The sequence below is a fragment of the Providencia sp. PROV209 genome (assembly GCF_028479485.1).
In the GTDB taxonomy this organism is placed as follows: domain Bacteria; phylum Pseudomonadota; class Gammaproteobacteria; order Enterobacterales; family Enterobacteriaceae; genus Providencia; species Providencia alcalifaciens.
In genome coordinates, this window is record NZ_JAMPNR010000020.1 from 41509 (window position 1) to 64878 (window position 23370).

Annotated in this window: 21 protein-coding genes and 1 pseudogene; 9 read left to right on the forward strand and 13 right to left on the reverse strand. The window is 42.0% G+C overall.

Translation table 11 applies throughout. The features are described from left to right. Positions 1–6: 6 nt before the first annotated feature. The gene (hlyD, locus tag PR795_RS13995; protein ID WP_006660167.1) at positions 7–999 is read right to left on the reverse strand and encodes a secretion protein HlyD; all 993 of its coding nucleotides are present in this window, start codon (positions 997–999) and stop codon (positions 7–9) included. Positions 1000–1065: 66 nt separating this feature from the next. Then, complete coding sequence (cecR, locus tag PR795_RS14000) at positions 1066–1764, reverse strand: transcriptional regulator CecR (protein ID WP_006660166.1); 699 nt, start codon at positions 1762–1764, stop codon at positions 1066–1068. Positions 1765–2054: 290 nt separating this feature from the next. Here cecR and rhlE point away from each other — a divergent pair, with 290 nt between their 5' ends. The 3 genes from rhlE to PR795_RS14015 all read left to right on the forward strand — a co-directional run bounded on the left by rhlE (position 2055) and on the right by PR795_RS14015 (position 4775). Then, positions 2055–3404 carry an ATP-dependent RNA helicase RhlE gene (rhlE, locus tag PR795_RS14005; protein WP_036962016.1) on the forward strand — a complete coding sequence of 450 codons (1350 nt, stop codon included), beginning with the start codon at positions 2055–2057 and terminating at the stop codon, positions 3402–3404. After that, positions 3404–4363, forward strand: coding sequence for a tRNA dihydrouridine(16) synthase DusC (dusC, locus tag PR795_RS14010; protein WP_006660164.1), 960 nt, complete (start codon positions 3404–3406; stop codon positions 4361–4363). Before rhlE ends, dusC begins: the two co-directional genes overlap by 1 nt. Positions 4364–4526: 163 nt before the next feature. After that, positions 4527–4775, forward strand: coding sequence for a GlsB/YeaQ/YmgE family stress response membrane protein (locus tag PR795_RS14015; protein ID WP_006660163.1), 249 nt, complete (start codon positions 4527–4529; stop codon positions 4773–4775). A 320-nt stretch (positions 4776–5095) separates the two neighbouring features. On the opposite strand, the gene sseA is transcribed toward PR795_RS14015, so the two are convergent. Beyond that, positions 5096–5935 carry a 3-mercaptopyruvate sulfurtransferase gene (gene sseA, locus PR795_RS14020; RefSeq protein WP_036979614.1) on the reverse strand — a complete coding sequence of 280 codons (840 nt, stop codon included), beginning with the start codon at positions 5933–5935 and terminating at the stop codon, positions 5096–5098. A gap of 36 nt (positions 5936–5971) precedes the next feature. Continuing rightward, complete coding sequence (locus PR795_RS14025) at positions 5972–6133, reverse strand: hypothetical protein (protein ID WP_006660161.1); 162 nt, start codon at positions 6131–6133, stop codon at positions 5972–5974. Positions 6134–6374: 241 nt separating this feature from the next. On the opposite strand from PR795_RS14025, the gene dinG reads away from it, so the two are divergent. Further along, positions 6375–8495 (forward strand): ATP-dependent DNA helicase DinG, encoded by a 2121-nt coding sequence (gene dinG / locus PR795_RS14030; protein WP_181480690.1) that lies wholly within the window; start codon positions 6375–6377, stop codon positions 8493–8495. Positions 8496–8553: 58 nt separating this feature from the next. Here dinG and dps read toward each other — a convergent pair whose 3' ends face one another. Beyond that, positions 8554–9057, reverse strand: a complete 504-nt coding sequence (gene dps, locus PR795_RS14035; RefSeq protein ID WP_272516874.1) for a DNA starvation/stationary phase protection protein Dps — start codon at positions 9055–9057, stop codon at positions 8554–8556. Between the two features lie 289 nt (positions 9058–9346). Continuing rightward, positions 9347–10234 (reverse strand): threonine/homoserine exporter RhtA, encoded by an 888-nt coding sequence (gene rhtA, locus PR795_RS14040; RefSeq protein ID WP_006660158.1) that lies wholly within the window; start codon positions 10232–10234, stop codon positions 9347–9349. A 289-nt stretch (positions 10235–10523) separates the two neighbouring features. Between rhtA and PR795_RS14045 the strand changes: the two genes are divergently transcribed. From PR795_RS14045 to PR795_RS14055, 3 genes are all read left to right on the forward strand, one after another. After that, positions 10524–11099, forward strand: coding sequence for a TIGR00730 family Rossman fold protein (locus PR795_RS14045; protein ID WP_272516875.1), 576 nt, complete (start codon positions 10524–10526; stop codon positions 11097–11099). Between the two features lie 13 nt (positions 11100–11112). Next, a complete protein-coding gene (locus PR795_RS14050; protein ID WP_181480691.1) occupies positions 11113–11571 on the forward strand; it encodes a GNAT family N-acetyltransferase in 459 nt (152 codons plus the stop codon). Between the two features lie 262 nt (positions 11572–11833). Further along, positions 11834–13432 carry an ABC-F family ATPase gene (locus PR795_RS14055; protein WP_006662279.1) on the forward strand — a complete coding sequence of 533 codons (1599 nt, stop codon included), beginning with the start codon at positions 11834–11836 and terminating at the stop codon, positions 13430–13432. Between the two features lie 84 nt (positions 13433–13516). Here PR795_RS14055 and PR795_RS14060 read toward each other — a convergent pair whose 3' ends face one another. From PR795_RS14060 to moeA, 3 genes are all read right to left on the reverse strand, one after another. Beyond that, on the reverse strand, positions 13517–13852 hold the full coding sequence (locus PR795_RS14060) for a zinc ribbon domain-containing protein YjdM (protein WP_006662278.1): 336 nt from the start codon (positions 13850–13852) through the stop codon (positions 13517–13519). A 170-nt stretch (positions 13853–14022) separates the two neighbouring features. Continuing rightward, a complete protein-coding gene (gene moeB, locus PR795_RS14065) occupies positions 14023–14769 on the reverse strand; it encodes a molybdopterin-synthase adenylyltransferase MoeB (protein WP_071992609.1) in 747 nt (248 codons plus the stop codon). Between the two features lie 5 nt (positions 14770–14774). Beyond that, a complete protein-coding gene (moeA, locus tag PR795_RS14070; RefSeq protein ID WP_112860110.1) occupies positions 14775–16016 on the reverse strand; it encodes a molybdopterin molybdotransferase MoeA in 1242 nt (413 codons plus the stop codon). A 426-nt stretch (positions 16017–16442) separates the two neighbouring features. Here moeA and folE point away from each other — a divergent pair, with 426 nt between their 5' ends. After that, a complete protein-coding gene (gene folE, locus PR795_RS14075; protein WP_006660151.1) occupies positions 16443–17102 on the forward strand; it encodes a GTP cyclohydrolase I FolE in 660 nt (219 codons plus the stop codon). 3 nt (positions 17103–17105) lie between these two features. Then, a complete protein-coding gene (gene yeiB, locus PR795_RS14080) occupies positions 17106–18284 on the forward strand; it encodes a DUF418 domain-containing protein YeiB (protein ID WP_181480694.1) in 1179 nt (392 codons plus the stop codon). Here yeiB and sanA read toward each other — a convergent pair. From sanA to PR795_RS14100, 4 genes and pseudogenes are all read right to left on the reverse strand, one after another. After that, the gene (gene sanA / locus PR795_RS14085; protein WP_181480695.1) at positions 18277–18981 is read right to left on the reverse strand and encodes an outer membrane permeability protein SanA; all 705 of its coding nucleotides are present in this window, start codon (positions 18979–18981) and stop codon (positions 18277–18279) included. The two genes, yeiB and sanA, sit on opposite strands and share 8 nt — an antisense overlap. Positions 18982–19168: 187 nt before the next feature. Beyond that, the gene (locus tag PR795_RS14090; protein WP_336297983.1) at positions 19169–20215 is read right to left on the reverse strand and encodes a YncE family protein; all 1047 of its coding nucleotides are present in this window, start codon (positions 20213–20215) and stop codon (positions 19169–19171) included. 96 nt (positions 20216–20311) lie between these two features. Then, a pseudogene (locus tag PR795_RS14095) lies at positions 20312–21211 on the reverse strand (rhomboid family intramembrane serine protease); the annotation flags it as partial. Between the two features lie 168 nt (positions 21212–21379). Further along, on the reverse strand, positions 21380–23077 hold the full coding sequence (locus PR795_RS14100) for an NAD-dependent malic enzyme (RefSeq protein WP_006660147.1): 1698 nt from the start codon (positions 23075–23077) through the stop codon (positions 21380–21382). Between the last annotated feature and the right edge of the window lie 293 nt (positions 23078–23370).

The following is a 23370-nucleotide window of genomic DNA, read 5'->3' on the forward strand; positions in this document are numbered from 1 at the left end:
TGCGCCCTACTGTTGAGGAGCCGCAAATTGAACGGTAACGGGCATCCCTTGACGAAGTTTATCATTTGGATCATCGACAATAATGCGTAAGCGATACACTAAATCAGTGCGTAAATCCGGAGTTTGTACGCTTTTTGGCGTGAATTCGGCAGTGGGGGAAACAAAGCCAATAGTGCCATGATAGGGGGTATTGGGTTGGCTATCGGTAAATAACAAAACTTTACTACCGGGTACGGCATCGCCTAAATGTGCTTCGCTAACATAGGCGCGAACCCAAACTGGGTGGGTTAAAGTTACGCTAAAAACGGTATTACCGGAGCCTATAATGGTACCTGGCTCGATGGCTCGGGTTAATACAGTACCATCAGAAGGAGCCAGTAACTGAGTATCGGCAAGGTCGAGTTCCGCTTGAGCAACAGCCGCTTCTGCCTGTAGCCATTCTCCTCGTGCTGCGGCTATCTCTTCTTGGCGAAATCCACTTTGATATTGATTAAGTTTATCTTGGGATGCTTTCAGTGCGGCAAGCGTTTGATTACGGTTATTTTTAGCATTATCCAGATCATTGGCAGATATCAGTTTTTGGGCAGCTAAGCCCTGTTGGCGCTTATAAAAATTGTCCGCATATTGCCAAGCAGCTTGGCGCTGGGCAACTTCAGCTTCAACTTGGGCGATTTCTTGGGTGCGATAGCCTTTTTCTTTAAGTGCTAACTGTGCTTTGGCACTGTCACGGAGCCCTTTGGCTTTATTTAAGGCATTGATGTAAGGAGCGTCATCTAATTTTCCAAGTAACTGTCCAGCTTTGACTTGCGCCCCTTCATCAACCTCTAAAGAGGCGAGTTTACCACCGACACGGAAGCTGAGGTTAACGGTACGCACATCCACATTACCATATAGAGCGAATGTTTTGTCCTGAAGCGATTGATAGTAATAGCCCCCTGAAATGGCGGCAATCAGCAGAATAATCAGTAAAAGAACTTGTGTGCGGCGTTTTGTGTTCATAACTAACCTTAGTGACGGGTAAACTCATTACTCAAGATTATGATTTAGTTTTATCTATATATCATATCACTTTTCTGATTGTTGGCGATGCCGTAACCCCAATAATAAGATATCGATGTGTTCAATAAGAACCTGATTAATAATTTTAAATTCATTCTCATTGATGTGTTTCCAGCCCGTTTGCCTCAGTAGTGTTTCTCTCGCAATACGGAAAGAAAGTGTTTCACCTAAAATGGCATGAGTGTGAATTAATGTTGCTAAGTCGTTTGGATCAGCGCCGATATAGATAGAAACTAAGCGGTTAAGCCGTGAATGGATAGGACCCAAAGCCTGCTCATGAATTAAACCATAGGCTTCGGTTGGGTTGAGTTGTTCGCGAGCAAGGATACGTGAAAAACTGAGATTTTCTTTTTTAAGTTGGAAAAAATTATAAGAAATAATGGTGTTTTTTAAGAGTTCGAGTGCTTCTTCAGGAATTTGTAACTCTGCTGGCTGGCTAATAAAGTAATCGATTTTATTAATACTTTCCTCAAAGCTCTCCTTGATATTGTTTGCAATTTGCTGAGCAACCGCCAGATAAAGCCCTTCTTTTGAACCGAAATAATATGAAATTGCAGCGATGTTTTGCCCTGATGCTTGGGCAATTTGGCGAGTGGTAGCCCCATCAATGCCTTGTTCTCCATAAACGTCTGCGGCAGCGAGAAGAAGTTGGAGCTTAGCGCTCTCTCCACGCAATGTTGGCGATGAATTTGTGTTCATAAACATTCCTTTTGATTCAGAATTAAATAAATTTTTAACATGCTCTTAGTTGGCATTTGTTCATTATTCAGGATGAAAACAGATGTATCTTTAGTTTTGTGTACGTATATATACTATATAAAGCAGATTTTGTATTAGTTTATTCATCAATCTAAATTAATATATTTATCGCGGTCAAATGATGGTAGAATTTTTGGGTATCGCATGGCAGTTTGCGCTTTTCTTCTATTGAATATCAAACCTTCCCCCCTAGAGCTGCCCAATATATTGAAGCGGTGGAGCCCGGAGTAATTAATTTGACTAGTTTTTCAGACCTCGCGTTAAACGAGGAAATCTTGCGTGCCATTAATGAATTAGGCTATGAAAGTCCTACGCCTATTCAACAACAAGCTATTCCTGCTGTTCTAGCGGGTAAAGACTTATTAGCCAGTGCTCAAACTGGTACCGGTAAAACAGCCGGTTTTACCTTACCTATTTTGCAAAAATTGGTAGACAATCCTCGGGGCAATAACCGCCGTCCTATCCGTGCATTGATTTTAACTCCAACTCGTGAGCTTGCAGCTCAAGTGGCTGAAAACGTAAAAGAATATAGCCGCCATTTGAAAATTCGCTCATTTGTTGTGTTTGGTGGTGTGAGCATTAATCCTCAAATGATGAAGTTGCGTGGTGGGGTGGATGTCCTGATCGCAACACCGGGTCGTTTGTTGGATCTGGAGCACCAAAATGCAGTGGATCTTTCTCAAGTCGAAGTTTTCGTTTTGGATGAAGCTGACCGTATGCTGGATATGGGCTTTATTCACGATATTCGTCGCGTGATCACTAAATTACCGAAAAAGCGCCAAAACCTTCTGTTTTCTGCAACGTTCTCTGATGAGATTAAACAGTTGGCGAGTAAATTACTGAATAACCCTGTATCGATTGAAGTGGCACCGCGTAACTCCGCGTCTGAACAAGTGACCCAATATGTCCATTTAGTGGATAAAAATCGTAAAGCAGAATTACTGTCATTTATGATTGGGCGCGAGAATTGGCAACAAGTCTTGGTGTTCACGCGTACTAAGCATGGCGCTAACCGTTTAGCGGAACATTTAAATAAAGATGGCGTAAAAGCAGCGGCAATTCATGGAAATAAGAGCCAAGGAGCTCGTACTCGCGCTTTAGCTGATTTTAAATCGGGAGATATCCGTGTACTCGTGGCGACAGATATCGCTGCCCGTGGTTTGGATATTGAACAACTGCCTTATGTAGTTAACTTTGAGTTGCCTAATGTGGCTGAAGATTATGTTCACCGTATTGGTCGTACTGGGCGCGCGGAAGCAACGGGTATGGCGGTTTCTTTAGTGTGTATCGATGAGGCTAAGTTGCTGAAAGATATTGAAAAGTTACTGAAAAAATCTATTCCATTAATGGCGATTGAAGGGTATGAACCAAACCCATCAATCAAAGCTGAGCCGATTCAAAAGCCTTCTCAGCGCAATGACCGTCGTTCTCCAGATAACCGTGGTGGTGAGCGAAGTAATAGCAATAAAGGTCATAGTCGTCCTCGTCGTCAAAATACAAGCGCGGGTAAAGGTCAATCTGAATCAGCTGGTTCTCCATGGAAAAGCGCTCAGAAGCGTGTTAGACAAGGGCGTAGTGAAAGCTAATGCGTGTACTGCTCGCTCCGATGGAAGGGGTACTTGATTCTCTGGTTCGCCGTTTATTGAGTGAGGTGAATGACTACGACTTGTGCATCACAGAATTTGTACGAGTTGTAGATACATTACTGCCTGCAAAAACGTTTTATCGGCTATGTCCGGAGCTCCAGTATGGCAGCCGAACACCCTCGGGAACATTAGTGAGAGTACAGTTGTTAGGTCAGTATCCCGAGTGGTTGGCTGAAAATGCCAACCGCGCGGTAGAGCTCGGTTCTTGGGGGGTAGATCTCAATTGTGGGTGCCCTTCAAAAACAGTGAATGGTAGTGGCGGTGGCGCGACATTATTGAAGCAACCCGACCTTATCTATCATGCCGCTAAAGCGATACGTGCCGCAGTGCCTAAAGAATTACCGGTCTCTGTAAAAGTTCGATTAGGTTGGGACAGTAGTCAATTTGCTCATGAAATTGCGGATGCTGTGCAACAAGCTGGGGCAACTGAGTTAACAGTGCATGGGCGTACAAAAGAAGATGGCTACAAAGCCGAATGTATTAACTGGCAGGCCATTGGTGAGATTCGCCAAAAATTGTCAATTCCAGTGATTGCGAATGGTGAAATCTGGGATTATGAAAGTGCTAAACGGTGTATGGAAATGACGGGGTGCGATTCAATTATGATTGGTCGAGGCGCCTTAAATACACCGAATTTGAGCCGAGTTATCAAACACAATGTCCCGAAGATGCCTTGGGAGCAGGTTGGCAAAATACTCTTTAAATATACAGAGTTAGAAAAACAGGGAGATACGGGACATTACCACGCAGCCCGTATTAAACAGTGGCTTAGCTATTTGCGTAAAGAGTATCAACAAGCCGACGTTTTGTTCTCTCAGGTTAGAGCTTTGAAAACAGCAGAGCAAATCGCAGATATCATTGCACATCATGTGGAATCGCTACCTGTCATGCCATATTAGAATTATGTGATTTGCTAAAATTTAAGATTAGGTCTTTAATTAACAGGTATGGTGATGATTTATTTCACATAGTGCTATCACCGTATGAAATAAAACATTTATGACATGCAACAAAGATAGAATGCTGCAGAGATAGAGTGCAACTGGATATTGGAGGCCTCAAATGGGCGTTATTGCTTGGATTATCTTTGGTTTAATCGCGGGTGTTTTAGCTAAATGGCTGATGCCTGGAACCTATCAAATGGGTTTCATTATGACCACGGTTCTGGGGATCGTAGGGGCCGTTGTTGGGGGATATATCAGTACATTCTTTGGTAAAGGTAAGGTAGATGGATTTAATTTTGGCAGCTTTATTGTCGCCGTTATTGGTGCCATCGTCGTACTATTCCTTGCAGGGATGTTTATCAAGTAGTTTTCTGAGAAAGTAAAAAAAACTGCTACCGCACTATAAATTATTTATTAAAGCCACATATTATGACGTATCGCTAAATAATGTGTGGCTTTAATTTTTCAATTTTCATACTGCGACAGTGCCTTAAACAGTAGAATGCGTTTTTAGGTTTATTACTCAGCGTTCCCATCAGTCACTTATTAATTATTATCTTCATTAAAATGACGTAATAGAAAAATGACGTTATTTATTTAATGCTTTTTATATTTACACTATAAGCGCAAAGAGAATAATTACATTCCCCCATACTTAAAAAGTAGCTATAGGGGGAATGAGTAAGATTAAGGTTCGATGGGTAAACCGTTGTCTTGACCCCATTGCGCCCAAGAACCATCATAGAGGCGAACATGAGAGTTACCGAGTAGCATTAAAGCCATTAAGACAACCGCGGCGGTCATGCCCGAGCCACACGTTGTCACTGTTGGCGCGTGGATATCGACATCATGCTCGGCAAAAATCGCTTTTAATTGTTCTGGTGATTTGTATTCCCCATTCTCCACTAATAAATCCCAAGGCACGTTTTTACTGCCGGGGATATGGCCCATTCTTAAACCTGGGCGCGGCTCAGGGGCTTGAGCAAGAAAACGCGCAGCGGCGCGAGCATCAACGATTTGAATCTTACCATCAGTTGCAATCTCCAACATTTGTTGTTGGTTCAGGGCATTGGCATTTTGCCTATCTGCAATAAAGGTTTGTGTTGCTGGTGGTGTAATTTTACCTGACTGTGTTGCAAAGCCTGCGGCTTTCCACGCGTTAATTCCACCCGCTAGGATTTTTACGTGTTTACAGCCTAATGTGCGGAAAGTCCACCATGCACGAGGCGATGAAAATAAGTTATTTTGCGCATAAATAATGACTTGGGTCTGGTTATTAATACCCATCGCCCCAACGGCTTGGCTAAATGTGGCTGCACTAGGCAGCATATGCGGTAAGTCGCTACTTTTATCTGCAATTTCATCTTGATTAAAAAATTGTGCATGTGGAATGTGCTCATCAAGATAGCTCTGATAACAATCATAGGGGGCGGTTGGCGGGGGGGTTGATGCATCAAGTACAATCAGATTGCTATCTGAAAGATGTGAATTTAACCACTCTGGCGTGACAAAATAATCGTTGTACATCATAACTCACCGTCCCGTTAGATTATTAATGGCTGATTACTGAATTTGATTAGGTGCAGGTAATACTGATGGCGATTGAGCCTGATTTTGTTCTAAAGGTGTCGTTGAGCGGGTATAAATATTCATCCCTGCTAACACAATTCCTCCGATAGAACTCAACGCGCATAAAGCGCACAGTGCGATGACGACTTTTTTCATTTTTATTAGCCTGATTAGATATGAAGAAGCCAAAGTATAACTGGATGGCAATAGCAAACAAGTTTTCAGGGAGATTTTCTTGCTTCGAATAGGTGTTTTGCGAAAGGCTTTCCAGAATTTGTGTATAATGGAAATTAATACAGTAGTTTTGCGAAGCGTTTCGCAAAAGATTAATTAGCAGCTTTTCTGCTTTTTCTGTGATTGGTTATCTTATCCTCTTTACTTGGTCTTCAGCGTATCTATGTCTCTGTCAAATAAAATCAAAGAACAAATAACTCAATGGTATAAAGGGTTATCTAATCAAATCGAGGGCTTTGTCTCTCGGGCACCTCAGCGCCAAATGATTGCTGAAGTGGCGAAAAATTTGTCAGATGCTGAAGGACGCCATTTAATTATTGAAGCCCCAACGGGCGTTGGTAAAACATTATCGTACCTGATTCCGGGGATTGCTGTTGGGCGTGAAGAGGGGAAAACCTTGGTGGTTAGCACTGCCAACGTAGCCCTACAAGACCAGATCTTCAGTAAAGATTTACCGTTGCTGAGTAAAATTATTCCTGATTTAAAATTCACGGGTGCGTTCGGGCGAGCTCGCTATGTTTGTCCGCGAAATTTAGAAGCGATTTGTGCCGCGGAAGGGGAGCAAATTGACCTAATGCTGTTAGTGGAAGACAAAACAGAAATTGCGAATAGTGAGGAAAGAGCTCAGTGCCAGCAATTACGTAATGATTTTCATAGTTTTGCTTGGGATGGGTTGCGAGATCATCATAAAAAGGCGTTTAGCGATAGTTTATGGCGTAAAGTCAGTACTGATAAAATGAATTGCCTTGGACGAAATTGTCAGTTTTATCAACGCTGTCCATTTTTTATTGCTCGCCGTGAAATTGAAGATGCCGATGTTGTTGTGGCTAACCATGCCTTAGTTATGGCGGCGATGGAAAGCGAATCGGTATTGCCCGATCCGAAAAAATTATTGCTAGTTCTCGATGAAGGGCACCATATTCCCGATGTCGCGAGAGATGCTTTAGAAGTCGAAGGGGAAATTACACTCGTTCAGCTTACCGCTCAAGTGGATAATTTTATTCACCATGTCGGGCAATACGTGGCTCAGTTTCGTCCTGCGAAACCGCCTAAGTTGGCAAATCCGGATAAGTTACAGCAGCATGCGGAAAAATTACGGGATTGTTTCCGAGATTTCTCATTGTTGGCGAATGGACTACTTCCTGAGACATCCAAAGAGTCAGAATACCTTTTCCCAATGGGAGTATTACCCGAAGCAATGCAGTTATGCTGCCAAGAGCTATTTAAGCTCACGGACGCGCTGCGCGGGTTATCTGAAGCAATTTTAAGCGATCTGACAGAGCAGACTGCGAAACAAGATATTGTGCGTCTGCATCGTTCAATTTTAGTCACGAGTCGAGCGATGGGTTATTTTGAGAATATGGCTAAATTATGGCGCTTAGCCTCGCTTGAACAAAGTTCTGGCGCACCTGTATCCAAATGGCTTAGCCGTCGATATGAAAAAAATCAGTCACGTATTTTTATGCATTGCGCCGGTATTCGAGTGAGCGAGCAGTTACAACATTTACTCTGGCGAAATGTTCCTCATATTGTCATTACTTCAGCAACATTACGCTCTTTGAACAGTTATTCACGTTTTATGGAGTTAACCGGGTTATCTGAAAAGAGTTATGACCGGTTTGTCACGCTGACTTCACCTTTTAATCATGTAGAACAGGGTAAATTAGTTATTCCTAAAATGAAGTATGAGCCAACGATGGCTCATGAAGCGGAACATTTAAAAGAAATGGCGACTTATTTTCGTCACCAATTTACGGAAGGAAATCACCATGGGGTGCTGATTTTATTTAGTAGCCAACGTGCGATGGATGGGTTTCTTGAGCATGTGAAAGATCTGCGATTACAGTTATTAGTTCAAGGTGATCAACCACGTTATCGCTTAGTTGAAACCCATTGTGAGCGTATTAAGCAAGGACAAAAAAGTGCCTTGATAGGCTTACAGTCATTTGCAGAAGGGTTAGATCTAAAAGGTGAATATTTAACTCAAGTGCATATTCACAAAATCGCATTTCCACCCGTAACGAATCCTGTGATTATCACTGAAGGGGATTGGTTAAAATCGTTAAAGCGCTATCCATTTGAAGTGCAAAGTTTACCAAGTGCTTCATTCAATTTGATTCAGCAGGCGGGGCGGTTGATTCGAAGCCATGAATGTTATGGTGAAATCATCATTTACGATAAACGTTTATTAACAAAAAACTACGGGAAACGTTTATTAAATTCGTTACCTGTTTTCCCTATTGAGCAACCCGATATGCCCACATCAGATAAGGCAGCACGATAAATAAATTGAGACCACCGAAGTGGTCTCATGGTCAATATATTGACTCTGTTTTACGACACTACTCAATATTGGCTTCTAATAACCACAGGAATTTATCTAGGTCGCGGGAAGCGGCAGTAAACATATCTGCGGTATTTTCATCTTCAACTTCATCAATCGCTTTGCGAATATCATTTGCCACAACAGCATAACGCTCAGCGAGTGCTTTTAAATGATCTTGGACTGAATGAATATCTAAAGGATAAGCTTCTAAGGATGTGAACTTATTTACTTGCTGTGATGTTCCGGTTGCCACACCACCGAGTTGAACAGCTCGTTCAGCAAACTCATCCAAGTGCCCAATGATGCTATCTCTAAAGCCATCCAACATTTCATGTATTGCAATAAAATTGAGTCCACGCATATTCCAATGTGCTTGTTTGGTGATTAAAGAAAGATCAGTGAAATGAATCACCATCATGTTTAATATACCGATAGTTTCTAGTTTAACGCTATCTTCAATATCATTACGGGTATATAAAAGGTCAGTTGAAGAGGTTTTAAATAATTTTGCAGTATTCATAGAATTTCCTCTCTTAAATATAAATTGATTCAATTATCTTGTCTGTTTATAAATATAGAGCGTAAAGCTAAGAATGTCATAAAGTCATTATCTATTACTTTAATAGGTAAATGAGTGAATTGTATTTATTTTAGATTTTGCCAATCAAATCTATCGTTGGTATTTTTCAAATAGATGAATATTACTTTACAAGCTAATGAAATAAAGGCTCTGCTAAAAAATAACATAATAAAAAGGCTAATAAATAAAATTATTAGCCTTGGTGATGGATGGTAAAAATCGGCAATATTTATGAGACTTTTTCAATCTTGGATTTAGGCACTGACGTTGAGGTTGATCCGATAGAGGCACAAACAATACACAGCAGCGCTAACCATTGAGTCATAGTCAAATGTTCTTGCAGGAAAACAATGCCTAAAAATGCGCCCATGCAAGGCTCGAGGCTCATTAAGGTACCAAATGTTTTTGCGGGTAATTTGGTTAACGCTATCATTTCTAACGTGTATGGGAATGCCGTGGATAGTATGGCAACTGCTAAGGCTAAAGGCAATATCGCTGGGTCAAACATGGCTTCAACCCCCGTTTGCATTAACCCAATCGGAAAGAAAATTAGCGCTGAAATCAGTGAGCCTACAGCAACTGTTGCAGCACCATAACCTGCACCAGCACGTTGTCCAAAGATAATATAAATAGCCCAGCAAACACCCGCGCCTAAAGCATAAGCAACACCAAGAAGGTCTAGGGAGTTAATGTTATCCCCAATAGGTAATAAGAAGAGTAAGCCGGTGATCACTAACCCTATCCATAAAAAATCAATAGGGCGGCGAGATGAAAACATTGCCACAGCGAGTGGACCTGTGAATTCAAGTGCCACTGCAATACCAAGAGGGATACGCTCGAGAGCTAAGTAAAATAAATAGTTCATCGTACCGAGAGACAAGCCATAAGCAAGTAGCGGAACTAATGAGCTTTTTCTAAAATTTAAACGCCAAGGTTTAAAAATGACACATAAAATAATAGTCGCTAATAGTAAGCGTAGACCCGTAACACCGGGAGCGCCGATAAGTGGGAATAATGTTTTAGCTAAAGAGGCACCACTTTGAATTGAGGTCATTGCCAGTAATAGCAAGCCTATTGGTAATAGTGGAAATGCACTCTTTTTAGTATCGGCAGACATGAATAAAAAACCTCAAAAAAACGATAGCAACGTGACAGGTAAAATGGGTAAATCTAAATAATAATGGTGGCCTGTTAGGATATTTACACTTAGCCAGCAAATTGACGTGAATTATCTCACAGAATTCATGCAGATTATATTGCTTTGTTAAATATGGAGTATTGACCATATTATTTAATATTAGAGAGTCACTAAGTTATAAATAATCAAATATTGTGAGTTGAGCTTCGTTGTGGGTGCCGTATAATTTCGCGCTGACAAGAATGATAATAGGTATGAAAGGTAGAACATGAAAAAAATTAAAAGTGTGGCGGTTTATTGTGGCTCTAGCATGGGCAATAACGACATTTATCAAAAACAGGCCATTGAATTTGCCAAAGAGCTGGTTAAACGTGATATCGCTTTAGTTTATGGTGGGGCGAGTGTTGGGCTGATGGGCACCATTGCAGATACAGTATTATCTTTAGGTGGGAAAGCGATAGGTGTAATTCCATCTCTCCTTGAAGAACGTGAAATATCCCATAAAAATCTGACTGAATTGTACAAAGTAGACACTATGCATCAGCGTAAAAGTAAAATGATTGAGCTTGCGGATGGATTTGTCGCCATGCCTGGTGGATACGGTACATTAGAAGAATACAGTGAAGTATTCACATGGAGCCAAATTGGTTTACACACTAAGCCTTGTGGATTGTTCAATATTAATCATTACTGGCAGCCGTTGATTGATATGACCAACAAAATGGCGGATGAAGGTTTTCTGCATGAGAAATATCGTCATATTGCGATTGTGGAATCTTCCCCAGCAGATTTATTAGATCAATTTGAGACATACATTGCACCGCCAGTAAAAACCTACGATTGAAAAGGGTGATGCAATGATCAGAACCGCAAAAAAAGAGGATTTATCAGCCATTCTTTCTCTCTATCAAATTTTATTTGCGGAGATGGCTAAGCTTGATAGTGAGCGCTTACAAGACGCGGAACAATCGAACGAGTTTGTTGAGAATGCAATTAATGACACTAAGTTTCATCTTTTAGTGGTTGATCATGAAGGTGAAATTAAAGGTTTTTGTATTGCTCAAAAACAGACCTCAGATCCTTATAGCTGTATTGTACCGAGGGATTTTGGATATATTTTTGATTTAATTGTCTCCCCAGATTTTCGTGGCGAAAGGGCAGGGAAAGAGCTCTTGGATGGAATGAAAGAGTGGGCAAAAAAGCAAAAATTTAGTCATTTAGAGCTTTCTGTATTAGCGCAAAACCATCAAGCTATTAAGTTTTATGAACGTGAAGGATTAACTGAGGTATCTCGCACAATGGGGATCTCGTTGTAATTTTTTAGGCTCTGCTTTTATGGGGAGCTTTTTCGCTATTTTCATTTTTAGATTGTGATTAACGGATACGATATCTAAATCGGTATCGTGGTTGACCTTATTCATGTCAGAAAACGTAGCGCGAAAATCAGCACAAGATCTAAACGCTGGATTATGGCATAATGCGCGGCTATTTATTCTAATCAGACTTCAAGTCGGCGGGAACAGGGCAAATAAGCCAGTCTCGGGGACGACTCTACAAAGATCAATTTAAGGCATCGCAGTGTTAACAACCAATAATATCACTATGCAGTTTGGCAGTAAGCCGCTGTTTGAAAACATTTCAGTAAAATTCGGTACAGGCAATCGTTACGGTCTAATCGGCGCAAATGGCGCGGGCAAATCTACATTTATGAAGATCCTCGGCGGTGACTTAACACCAACCGCAGGGAATGTCAGTACAACAGATCCAAACGAACGTCTGGGTAAATTACGCCAAGATCAGTTTGCGTTTGAAGAATTTACTGTGCTAGACACCGTTATCATGGGACATGCTGAGCTTTGGGATGTCAAACAAGAGCGCGACAGAATTTATGCAATGCCAGAAATGAGCGAAGAAGATGGCTATCGCGTTGCTGATCTGGAAGTGGCTTATGGTGAAATGGATGGCTATAGCGCGGAAGCCCGTGCTGGTGAGCTGTTACTAGGTGTTGGTATTCCGGTTGAGCAACATTATGGTCCGATGAGCGAAGTTGCTCCGGGTTGGAAGTTACGTGTGCTGCTGGCTCAGGCGCTGTTTGCGGATCCTGATATTTTGTTACTTGATGAACCAACCAACAACTTGGATATCGACACAATCCGTTGGTTAGAACAAGTCTTGAATGATCGTAACTGCACCATGGTCATCATTTCCCATGATAGACACTTTTTAAACACCGTTTGTACGCATATGGCGGACTTAGATTACGGTGAGTTGCGTTTATTCCCGGGTAACTATGATGAGTATATGATTGCGGCAACTCAAGCGAGAGAGCGCCTTTTATCCGATAATGCGAAGAAAAAAGCGCAAATTGCAGAGTTACAATCTTTCGTTAGCCGCTTCAGTGCTAACGCATCAAAATCCAAACAAGCGACTTCTCGCGCTCGTCAAATTGATAAAATTCAATTAGATGAAGTTAAAGCTTCTAGCCGCCAAAACCCATTCATTCGCTTTGAGCAAGAGAAAAAGCTGTTCCGTAACGCGTTGGAATTAGAAGCGGTAACCAATGGTTATGACCAAGGTCCATTATTTAAGAATGTGAACTTGTTATTGGAAGTGGGTGAAAAGATGGCGGTTATCGGTGCTAACGGTATCGGTAAAACAACATTCTTAAAAACGCTGGTAGGTGAACAACCGGCGACAAGCGGAACGGTAAAATGGTCTGAAAACCACAATATTGGTTACTATGCGCAGGACCATGCTGAAGATTTCGATACTGACCTGAATGTTTTTGACTGGATGAGTCAGTGGAAAAATGAAGGGGATGATGAGCAAGCCGTCCGCAGTATTTTAGGTCGTTTGTTGTTCTCTCAAGATGACATTAAGAAAAAAGTATCTGTATTATCCGGTGGTGAACAAGGACGTATGTTATTTGGTAAGCTGATGATGCAACAGCCAAATATTTTGGTTATGGATGAGCCAACTAACCACTTAGACATGGAATCCATTGAATCGCTGAACTTAGCGTTAGAAATGTATCAAGGCACACTGATCTTTGTTTCCCATGACCGTGAATTTGTCAGTTCATTAGCGACCAGAATCTTAGAAATTAAAGAAGATAAAGTGGTTGATTTTAAAGGAACGTATGACGAATATCTGAAGAGCCAAGGCGTTGTAATCTAATGACGTTTTAGGCAAAAAAATAGCCCCGCGAAGTTGCGTTCAGCGGGGCTATTTTTATTTTGGCAGTGAGATGCTGCTGAGAAATTAGTTTTTCTTCACGAACTCAGATTTCAGTTTCATTTGACCGAAACCATCGATTTTACAATCGATATTATGGTCACCTTCCACTAAACGGATCCCTTTCACTCGGGTACCGATTTTCAGCATTGAAGAACTTCCTTTCACCTTGAGATCTTTAATCACTGTAACAGTATCGCCATCAGCTAATAAGTTGCCATTAGCATCTTTTACGATGAGTTCATCAATGTCAGCAACTGGCTCTGCATCGTTCCATTCGTGCGCACACTCAGGGCAGATGTACATATCGTTGTCAGTATAGGTGTATTCGGACTGACATTTTGGGCAAGGAGGTAATGACATATTTATATTCTCAGTAATGACTCATACGGTCATAGTTCAAACCAGTGGGATACTCGTGTTCCCCGAAAGGGGGATAGTATAAGACCAAAGACAAGATAAACTTATTTTTAGGAATATTCCTAAATTTAAGCCGAGGGAAATGGCGAGAGAGTCCTCGCCATGGATTATGTTTAGGAACAAACCTCGCAGTTCGGATCTTTATTCAATTTAAATTGGCGAAAATCGAGCGTCATTGCATCAAATAGCAGCACTTTTCCAGTTGTTACGGTGCCATATTGAGTGAGCAATTTGATGGTTTCCATTGCCTCTAATGTACCAATTGTGCCAACAAGTGGCGCCATAACTCCCGCTTCCACACAAGTTAGGCTATTGTCACCGAATAACCGGCTAAGGCAGTGATAGCAAGGCATTCCATCTTCATAGGTAAATACAGAAAGCTGACCTTCCATACGGATTGCTGCGCCGGAAACGAAAGGGGTTTTATGCTTTAAGCAGATGCGGTTAAGTTGCTCGCGAATAGCGACATTGTCAGTACAGTCCAAGACCACCTCATGCCGCTGTACGAGTTCATTTAACTCAGGATCGTCCAATTGTGCATCAATGGTATCAATTTGTATGTGAGGATTGATTGCCACCAGTTGTGCTTTGGCAGAGTCGACTTTAGGTTGACCAATCGTTGCATCACGATGTAGGGTCTGCCGCTGTAAATTTGACAGGGAAACTGTATCAAAATCCACAAGTGTTAAGTGCCCAACACCCGCAGCTGCAAGGTATTGGGTTGCGGCGCAGCCAAGACCACCGAGTCCAATCACCAAAACGTTACTGGCTTTCAGTTTTTCTTGCCCGTCAAAATCAAAACCGCGTAGGATAATTTGGCGGTTATAACGCAGCATTTCTTGGTCAGTCAGTTCTTGCACAGTCGTTACTCACTTTTTAATAAGTAATTGAACATTTCCACATCAACAGTTTCGCCCACAGCCACTTTTCCTCGCTCACGTTCTAATACGATAAAGCAGTTTGCTTGGCTGAAGGAACTGAAAATATGTGAGCCTTGGTGCCCTGTGGTCGCAACTTGCAGCTGACCTTGTTCATTAACACTTAAAATTCCACGTTGAAAATCAAGGCGTCCAGGTGATTTTTTCAATGGAGTGGTGACAGGAACTTTAAAACGTACAGGCGCCTTCCATTGACTGTGACCCGATAAGCGAGCAATGAGCGGCTGAACGAGTTGATAAAAAGTGAGCGCGGCGGAGACAGGATTTCCAGGTAAGCCACAGAACCATGCTGAACTGAGTTTACCAAAAGCAAAAGGTTTACCTGGCTTGATGGCTAACTTCCAAAAGCCAATTTCGCCCAGTTCATCAAGAATTTGTTTGGTGTAGTCAGCTTCGCCAACTGAGACACCGCCGCTGCTGATGACTAAATCGGCTTTCTGGTTCGCTTCAATAAATGTCTGTTTTAATTTTTCTGGCGAATCGGGAATGACGCCGAGGTCTAATACTTCACAATTGAGCTTTTCTAACATCAAGCGCACAGCAAAACGGTTGGTATCATAAATTTGACCGTCCGCCAGTGGGCTGCCTACTGCTTGAAGTTCATCACCCGTTGAGAATACAGCGACTTTTAAGCGGCGATAAACGGTCACGTCGGCAATACCCAGTGAAGCAATCAAGGGTAACTGTGCTGTGGACAGTAACGTTCCCGCTGGAAATACGGCTTGACCCTGTGCAATGTCTTCACCCGCTTTGCGGATATTGTTACCGAGTTTAAAGGCTTCTGTAAAAACAATGCCTTGGTCAGTTTGTTCGGTCGCTTCTTGCATGACAACGGTATCAACACCATTAGGGATTGGTGCACCGGTCATAATACGTACACAGCTACCCGCCGGAAGTTTGCCTTCCATTGGATTGCCTGCAAATGATTTGCCGGCGACAGGCATGGGGGTTTTTCCATCCCAATCTGCGAAGCGGAAACCATAACCATCCATCGCTGAATTATCGAAAGGTGGAACGTTGATCGGTGAAATGAGATCTTCGGCAATAATACGTTGAGCAGACTCAGTGAGTGGAATGATTTCTGTGCTAGTCACGGTTGGGGTGTTAGACAGTAATTTTTCTAATGCAAGTTCTAGAGAAATCAAACCGTTAGTATGACACTGATCCATAAATCGTTACCTCTTAATCTTGTTATTGGCTTAGAACGCTCAAATAAATTTGCTAGCGGTATTATGGCAGATATAGCGCATTGGGTGAATGAATAGAAATTGATTGCTGATAGCTTTTAGGTGGATAGTTTAGCCTATTTGGGGGAGTTGATTGAGTCATGTTAATCAACGGCTATATTACAACGCGGTTTTTGCCAAAATATCGCAATCAAAAATACTATAATAAATAATGTTATTAAGTGGATTTAAATAATGAAATAGTTATTTAAATTGTAAGGAGTATTCTGGATCTATCTGTGCGGTTTCCTGCAAATATTTCATGCTATTGGTGGATGTAATGCTGGATTATCTGCACTTGCTGTTTTAGAGTACCGCGCACACCTGCATTTTTATAAAAATAGCGTTATACCATCTGTGGAGGATCCCATGTCATCTCTGAGTAAAGAGGCCGAATTAGTTCATGCTGCTTTGGAAGCAAGAGGGCTTGAAACCCCGCTGCGCATCCAGCCAAAATCAGGTGAAGAGCGTAAGCAACTGATTGAAGGGCATATGACCGAAGTCATGAAGTTACTGAACTTAGATTTAACTGACGATAGCTTAGCGGATACTCCGCGCCGTATCGCGAAAATGTATGTGGATGAAATTTTTTCGGGTCTTGATTACGCCAATTTCCCTAAAATCACATTAATTGAAAATAAAATGAGTGTGGATGAAATGGTGACAGTGCGTGATATTACACTGACTAGCACGTGTGAACACCATTTTGTCACTATTGATGGTAAGGCAATTGTGGCTTACATTCCAAAAGATAAAGTGATTGGCTTATCAAAGATTAACCGTATTGTGCAGTTTTTTTCACAACGGCCACAAGTCCAAGAACGTTTAACCCAACAAATTTTAGTCGCACTACAAACTCTGCTGGGCACGATGAACGTTGCGGTTTCTATTGATGCGGTTCATTACTGTGTTAAAGCCCGCGGTATTCGTGATGCCACGAGCGCAACAACGACCACATCGTTAGGTGGATTGTTTAAATCAAGCCAAAATACACGCCAAGAATTTCTACGTGCGGTTCGCCATCTCTAATTTATGACATCCACCGTTTCGGTTGCCCCTAAAAGCCGTATTGGGCAACTTGATACAGTACGTGGCATCGCTATTTTAGGTATTTTATTACTGAATATCTTTGGATTTGCGTTGCCACAAGCGGCCTATCTTAATCCCTATTACACGTCTGAAGTCTCATCATCTGATGCGATGGTTTGGGTGTTTTTTAATCTTTTCTTCCAAGGGAAATTTCTGGGTATTTTTTCCTTACTGTTTGGTGCAACGCTAGGGCTTCTGCTTTATCGTCCAGTCTTATGGCAGCGTAGTCGATTAATCATTTTAGCCATGATTGGGCTAATTCATGGTATTGGATTCTGGGATGGCGATATTCTTCTTGCTTATGCCCTAACCGGGTTAATCGCAATAATGCTGCTGCCTCTTTACTCAGCCAACACACTATTAAAAATTGCCACTGCAATCTATTTGATTGGATTGATAATTTTGTTTGTAATTGGTAGCAGTGTAGTGGATACCTCTTTCTGGCAAATTACGCCTGATCAAGCATTTCTTGATGCTTGGCAACACCGTGCTGGAGGGATGGCTGGGATAAGTTATCGTGCTGGCGAAGTGGCGACGATGATTGAGTTGCTTGTTATCCAATATGGTTGGCAATTGCTGGCTATGATGATTTTAGGGGCGTTGTTGCTGCGAAATGGCTGGCTAAAAGGGCAGTTTACGGAGCGGCATTATCGGAAAATGTCCATTTACTTTATTGTCCCCACTGTTTTGATTCAGTCGGTAGCGCTTTATTTCCAAAGCCTTTTTGGGTGGCGTTATTTCGATACGTCGATTGTCGGCTATATCATTAATGAGCTTATGGTTCCTCTACAATCGCTGGGTTACATTGCCTTGGTGTATGGATTTTGGGGGCGCTTTAGTCAGAGCATTTTCGCAAAAGCTTTACAGAATATAGGGCGGATGGCGCTGAGTAATTATTTACTTCAAACTTTGATTTGTACTACTATTTTTTACCATTTAGGGTATTTCTATCAGTTTACTCGCCTAGAATTATTGCTATTTATCCCACCAATTTGGGGGATAAACGTGCTGTTTTCTTATTGCTGGTTACGTTTTTTCAAGCAAGGTCCCGTTGAGTGGTGTTGGCGACAATTAACAGACAAACTGTTTTATCTTTTTAGCCGCCATCAAGGGATTAATTGAGTTTGTTGATTTCTTCAGGGGTTACCGCAGGGTAGCCTTTAGTGCCATCAGGCATTTTTATTGGCGCAGGAATGGATTCTTGTTCCCCTAAAAATTTCGGTTCACGCTGGAGAATATAGAGATCAGCCAGCGCCCCTAAACGTGCAAAAACTTCACGAACTCGAACTTTAAACATACCTTCAGGCGTGGGTACTGCTAAACATTGGGCATCAATCCCTTTGTGTTTAGCGATAAATAATGCTCTTTCACAATGGAAACGTTGGGTAATAATCGTGAAATTATCTGTGTCGAATACTTTTTTCGTACGGACAACAGAATCCAACGTTCGAAACCCTGCAAAATCGAGCACAATTTTTGACGCTGGTACACCTGCTTTGATGAGATCTTTACGCATAGCAATAGGCTCATTGTAATTATGAGCGCCATTGTCACCGCTGAGGAGCAAATACTTTACTTTTCCGCTATGGTAAGCATCTGCAGCACCTTTAATCCGATAAGTGTAATAAAGATTCGTGGCTCCAGAGGCATAATATCTAGATGTACCGAGAACCATCCCTACATCGCGGGCAGGGAGTTGCTCTATATCTTCATAGATATAGGGCGCGGTTTCCCAACTGATCCAACGGTCGAGTAAAATAACAGTGGCGAAAGCTATCCCTGCCAGTATTAATAGACCATAAAGCAGACGTTTCCTCATGTCCTCGCCTTGAATAATTAATGCCTATAATAATTAGTAGTATCAATTAATAGGCTACTTGACTTAATTTCGTGACGCAAGTCGCGTAACGTAAAATCATGTCAATATGGCCGTAATATTTCCGTTGATACCACAGATTAGATTGGCGGTATTAGATTGGAAAAACAATCAGATACCGCTGGTTCATTTATTCGTTGGGTATGGCTCCAAAGCATAACAATGGGCTGATGATGCTCCTATCGACGGATTGTTGCTTATTAATCACGTAAAATGATTTTGGATAGGTAACCACCCACGCATTTTTGGTTTCCGCTATTCCCTGAATATATTCACCTTTCGTTGGAATCGGTAGCACATTTTGGATATTTAACGTTTTTAAACTCGTAGTGACTAACGGAACTTGAGCTTTACTCGGATATTGTGGCAAGTAATAAGCTTGGGTTAATGCCGTATTGATACCATATTGACCATACTGAATATCGTTATTATTGCCACACCAATGATATTCTGTGATAGCCGACGTTGGTGTATTAATATTAGCGAAAACAAAGCGATTATCCATGACCATCCAAACGAACTGGCTATCAGGGGTAAAATAGAAACTTCTGACTGCATCGTTATAGTTTTCGACCGTAAACCAAGGTTTTTCACTAAAAGTGAGCGTTTGTGTGTTTAAGAGATAAGCGGCTTGAGTCACATTATCATATAACGCTAAATGATTTTCATCGGGTGAAAGTGCTGCTGGCATTTGGACACCAAACGCACCTTGATATTCTTGGCTATCAGGAAACGATAATTTTTTCTCAACGGTATTATTCGAAAGGTTAAGCACTGCGATGCTGTTTTCTACGCCGCTGGTTACAAAGGCTCTAGGGCTGTTTTTCATCACATAAATTTGGCGTGGAAAGAAATTGGTTTCGATATTGGCTTCTACTTTTTGCGTCGCGATATCAATAACACTCACACTGTTTGGTTGCAGCGAGGCAACATACAGTTTTTTCCCGTCGGCACTCAGTGCTGCGCCGTAAGCGCCCATACCACGACAGCGATTGGAGCTGCACCCAGTATCATTTTGTGGGAGAGGAAGCTTGAGAGTAAACAGCAACTCCCAATCGTCGTTTGCAGTAGAGTAAGCACTAACTAGGTTGGCTTCTTCATCAGTGATAAAGATTCGCTGGTGGGCATCGTCACTGAGAATAAAACTGGGCTCAATTAAGTCTGGAGCTTGAACCATGAGACCTGTGATTTGATTTTCTGATAATGGCGTTGGAAGGGTGCTTAACTCTTGTTCCGCCGCTTTTTCTATCTCAATTTTTGCGTGAGCTGCTTTGGCTGAGTTTATCTCTTTATCTAATTCTTGGTAGATAAACACTCGTTCAGCCAACAGATCTTCATCGGTTGAAAAAGAGTATTGATGGATGATGAGCGCTAAAATGCCACCCATGATTAATACGACGAATAAATCTAATAGGCGTTTTTTCTTAGGAATTAAGACAAAAGTAAAACCAATGATGGCACCCGTAACCGCCCCACCAATATGTGCTGCATTGTCGACGCCAGATTGAATCCCGTTAATTAGGGTTAATGCGATCATGGCGATAATATTATAAAGCGGGCGTTTGAGGGTATCGCGAGCATTTTTAGTCAGATCAGGGTTATTGAGCTGTTTCAAAAGTGCAATCACCGAGGCAGCGGCGAGTCCCATGATTGCCCCAGAAGCGCCCAAACTGACAGTAATATAGACGGTGTTATCATTCTGTAGCAGGCTGCTCCATGACATCATATCAAAGCGGCGCGTTGCGCTGTTTAAAGCTTCTTGATATTGCCAAGCTGCACTCACAAACGCACCGACAATCCCAGCAAACAGATAGATAGCAAGGTAACGTAATTTACCAAAAGCGCGTTCACACTCAATACCAATAACGAGCAACGCAAGGGTATTTAGCCCGAGGTGGAGCCAGCCAGAATGTAGCACCATGCTGATAGGGTAACGCCACCAGTCTCCAGTAAGGGATAGCTGATAAACGTTTGCCCCGAAAAGCAGCAAATTATATTCCTGTGATTCAAGAGGCGCGGCAAAATTAAGTTGGTAAAAATAGACTCCAATATTGAGGAGTGCAATAAACAGCGTGAGTGCAATTGCCCAAAGGGAAAACTTAGGCGGTGGGGGCACGGATTCGGGTGTTATTGGTGATGATTCCGTGGAGACTGGATGAGTTGGCTCTGACATGAGCAAGTCCTATGCAAATAAGATATGGTTTTATCTTAAATAACTCTGATGGCTATCTCAATCGCAAGTTATAGAAACTCGACACTTTCAGACAATGTTGAAATAAAGAAAATAAGAGAAAATAAAAAAGAGCACCAAAGTGCTCTTTTATGAAGTAAAAACAGGTAATTAGAATGAAGTGCGCTTATAAGTCCGGTATTCTGGTTTCCAGAAATTGTGCTCAATCGCTTCATTTAAAGCTTCATCTGATGTCATGGTTGCCACACCTTGAACTTGTGCTTCTTTCGCCACTTGCTTCGCAATCACTCGAGAAACATCTTGGATTTCAGATAACAGTGGCAGCAGTGGACCTTCACCCTTTTGTGCCAGTGGAGAGCAACTGGCCAATGCACGGCTTGCGACCATCAACATGCCATCGGTTACACGTTTTGCTCCGGATGCAATTACACCTAAACCAATACCAGGGAAGATGTAGGAGTTGTTACACTGAGCAATAGGGAAAATTTGTTCTTTATAAGATACTGGCGGGAACGGGCTACCCGTTGCCACTAGCGCCTGTCCTTCAGTCCAGTTGATAATATCTTCTGGGCGCGCTTCAACACGGGATGTCGGGTTAGATAATGGCATCACGATTGGGCGAGGGCAGTGTTTGTGCATCTCTTTGATGATCTCTTCGGTGAAGAGACCTGCTTGACCAGAAACACCAATGAGAACTGTTGGTTTCGCGTTGCGTACAACATCTAGCAGTGAAATAGAGTCACTGTTGACATCCCAATCTTGTAAATTAGCACTGTTTTGCGTCAATTTGCTTTGGAAATCCAGTAAGTTTGGCAGTTTGTCTGTCAGTAATCCGAAGCGGTCAACCATGTAGATGCGTGCACGCGCTTCTTCATCGCTCAAACCTTCTGATTTCATCTGGGCAATAATTTGTTCTGCGATACCACAGCCCGCGGAACCCGCACCCAAGAATGTGACGCGCTGGTCACTCAGTTTGCTTCCCGCCGCATGGCTGGCGGCAATTAAGCTACCCAGAGTGACGGCGGCAGTGCCTTGAATATCATCGTTAAAGCAGCACAGTTCGTCGCGATAGCGATTTAATAATGGCATCGCATTCTTCTGTGCAAAGTCTTCAAATTGCAGCAGCACATTTGGCCAGCGGCGTTTTACGGCTTGGATAAATTCTTCAAGAAACTCATCATATTCCTCGCCAGTAATACGCGGGTGACGCCATCCCATATACAGAGGGTCATTCAGGCGTTGTGGGTTGTTGGTACCTACATCAATAACGACTGGTAAGGTATACGCAGGGCTAATCCCACCACAGGCGGTGTACAAAGATAATTTACCGATTGGAATACCCATACCACCGATACCTTGGTCACCTAAACCAAGAATACGTTCGCCATCTGTCACAACGATAACTTTTACGTTCTGTTTAGTTGCGTTTTGCAGCATGTCATCGATGTATTCACGGTTTGGATAAGAGATAAATAAACCACGAGCACGGCGATAGATATCGGAGAAATGTTCACAAGCCTCACCCACGGTTGGGGTGTAAATGAGCGGCATTACTTCCGTTAAGTGAGCATCAATAAGGCGGTAAAATAGGGTTTCGTTGGTATCCTGAATATTACGCAGATAGATATGCTTATCAATATCTGTTTTAAAATCAATTAATTGGCGATAAGCGCGTTCAACTTGTTCTTCAATAGTTTCAACTTGTTCAGGCAGTAAGCCATACAAGTTAAAATTAGCGCGTTCTTCTTCTGTGAAGGCGCTTCCTTTATTCAGTAAAGGAAATTCGAGTAAGATTGGACCAGCGTAAGGAATGTATAGGGGACGTTTTGTTTCGTGTTCATGTTCCATGAAATATCACTCTTCGGACGATTAGTAAGCAACAGTCAGGTTAGATCCTAAGCTAAACAAAAAATATGTACAGTAAATAATGCTACAAAACAGTTAAATTTTTTACTGAATATTATGGTTTATATGATAAGGAAATTATCTACAGAAGGGAATTTTAGACGGGATTTGTTTTACTATTACAACGAGTGGATCACGCTTATTTAAGTTCGCCGATGCTTTTATCACGATATCAATCTTTTCAACGCAGTATATCATTTTGTTATAGGTTAAATTAATTTAACTGTTCAGTGGAA

Coding starts and splice junctions, on each gene's coding strand:
- hlyD (WP_006660167.1), bottom strand. CDS start 999: ATGAACACAAAACGCCGCACACAAGTTCTTTTACTGATTATTCTGCTG.
- cecR (WP_006660166.1), bottom strand. CDS start 1,764: ATGTTTATGAACACAAATTCATCGCCAACATTGCGTGGAGAGAGCGCT.
- dusC (WP_006660164.1), top strand. CDS start 3,404: ATGCGTGTACTGCTCGCTCCGATGGAAGGGGTACTTGATTCTCTGGTT.
- PR795_RS14015 (WP_006660163.1), top strand. CDS start 4,527: ATGGGCGTTATTGCTTGGATTATCTTTGGTTTAATCGCGGGTGTTTTA.
- sseA (WP_036979614.1), bottom strand. CDS start 5,935: ATGTACAACGATTATTTTGTCACGCCAGAGTGGTTAAATTCACATCTT.
- PR795_RS14025 (WP_006660161.1), bottom strand. CDS start 6,133: ATGAAAAAAGTCGTCATCGCACTGTGCGCTTTATGCGCGTTGAGTTCT.
- dinG (WP_181480690.1), top strand. CDS start 6,375: ATGTCTCTGTCAAATAAAATCAAAGAACAAATAACTCAATGGTATAAA.
- dps (WP_272516874.1), bottom strand. CDS start 9,057: ATGAATACTGCAAAATTATTTAAAACCTCTTCAACTGACCTTTTATAT.
- rhtA (WP_006660158.1), bottom strand. CDS start 10,234: ATGTCTGCCGATACTAAAAAGAGTGCATTTCCACTATTACCAATAGGC.
- PR795_RS14045 (WP_272516875.1), top strand. CDS start 10,524: ATGAAAAAAATTAAAAGTGTGGCGGTTTATTGTGGCTCTAGCATGGGC.
- PR795_RS14050 (WP_181480691.1), top strand. CDS start 11,113: ATGATCAGAACCGCAAAAAAAGAGGATTTATCAGCCATTCTTTCTCTC.
- PR795_RS14060 (WP_006662278.1), bottom strand. CDS start 13,852: ATGTCATTACCTCCTTGCCCAAAATGTCAGTCCGAATACACCTATACT.
- moeA (WP_112860110.1), bottom strand. CDS start 16,016: ATGGATCAGTGTCATACTAACGGTTTGATTTCTCTAGAACTTGCATTA.
- folE (WP_006660151.1), top strand. CDS start 16,443: ATGTCATCTCTGAGTAAAGAGGCCGAATTAGTTCATGCTGCTTTGGAA.
- yeiB (WP_181480694.1), top strand. CDS start 17,106: ATGACATCCACCGTTTCGGTTGCCCCTAAAAGCCGTATTGGGCAACTT.
- sanA (WP_181480695.1), bottom strand. CDS start 18,981: ATGAGGAAACGTCTGCTTTATGGTCTATTAATACTGGCAGGGATAGCT.
- PR795_RS14090 (WP_336297983.1), bottom strand. CDS start 20,215: ATGGTTCAAGCTCCAGACTTAATTGAGCCCAGTTTTATTCTCAGTGAC.
- PR795_RS14100 (WP_006660147.1), bottom strand. CDS start 23,077: ATGGAACATGAACACGAAACAAAACGTCCCCTATACATTCCTTACGCT.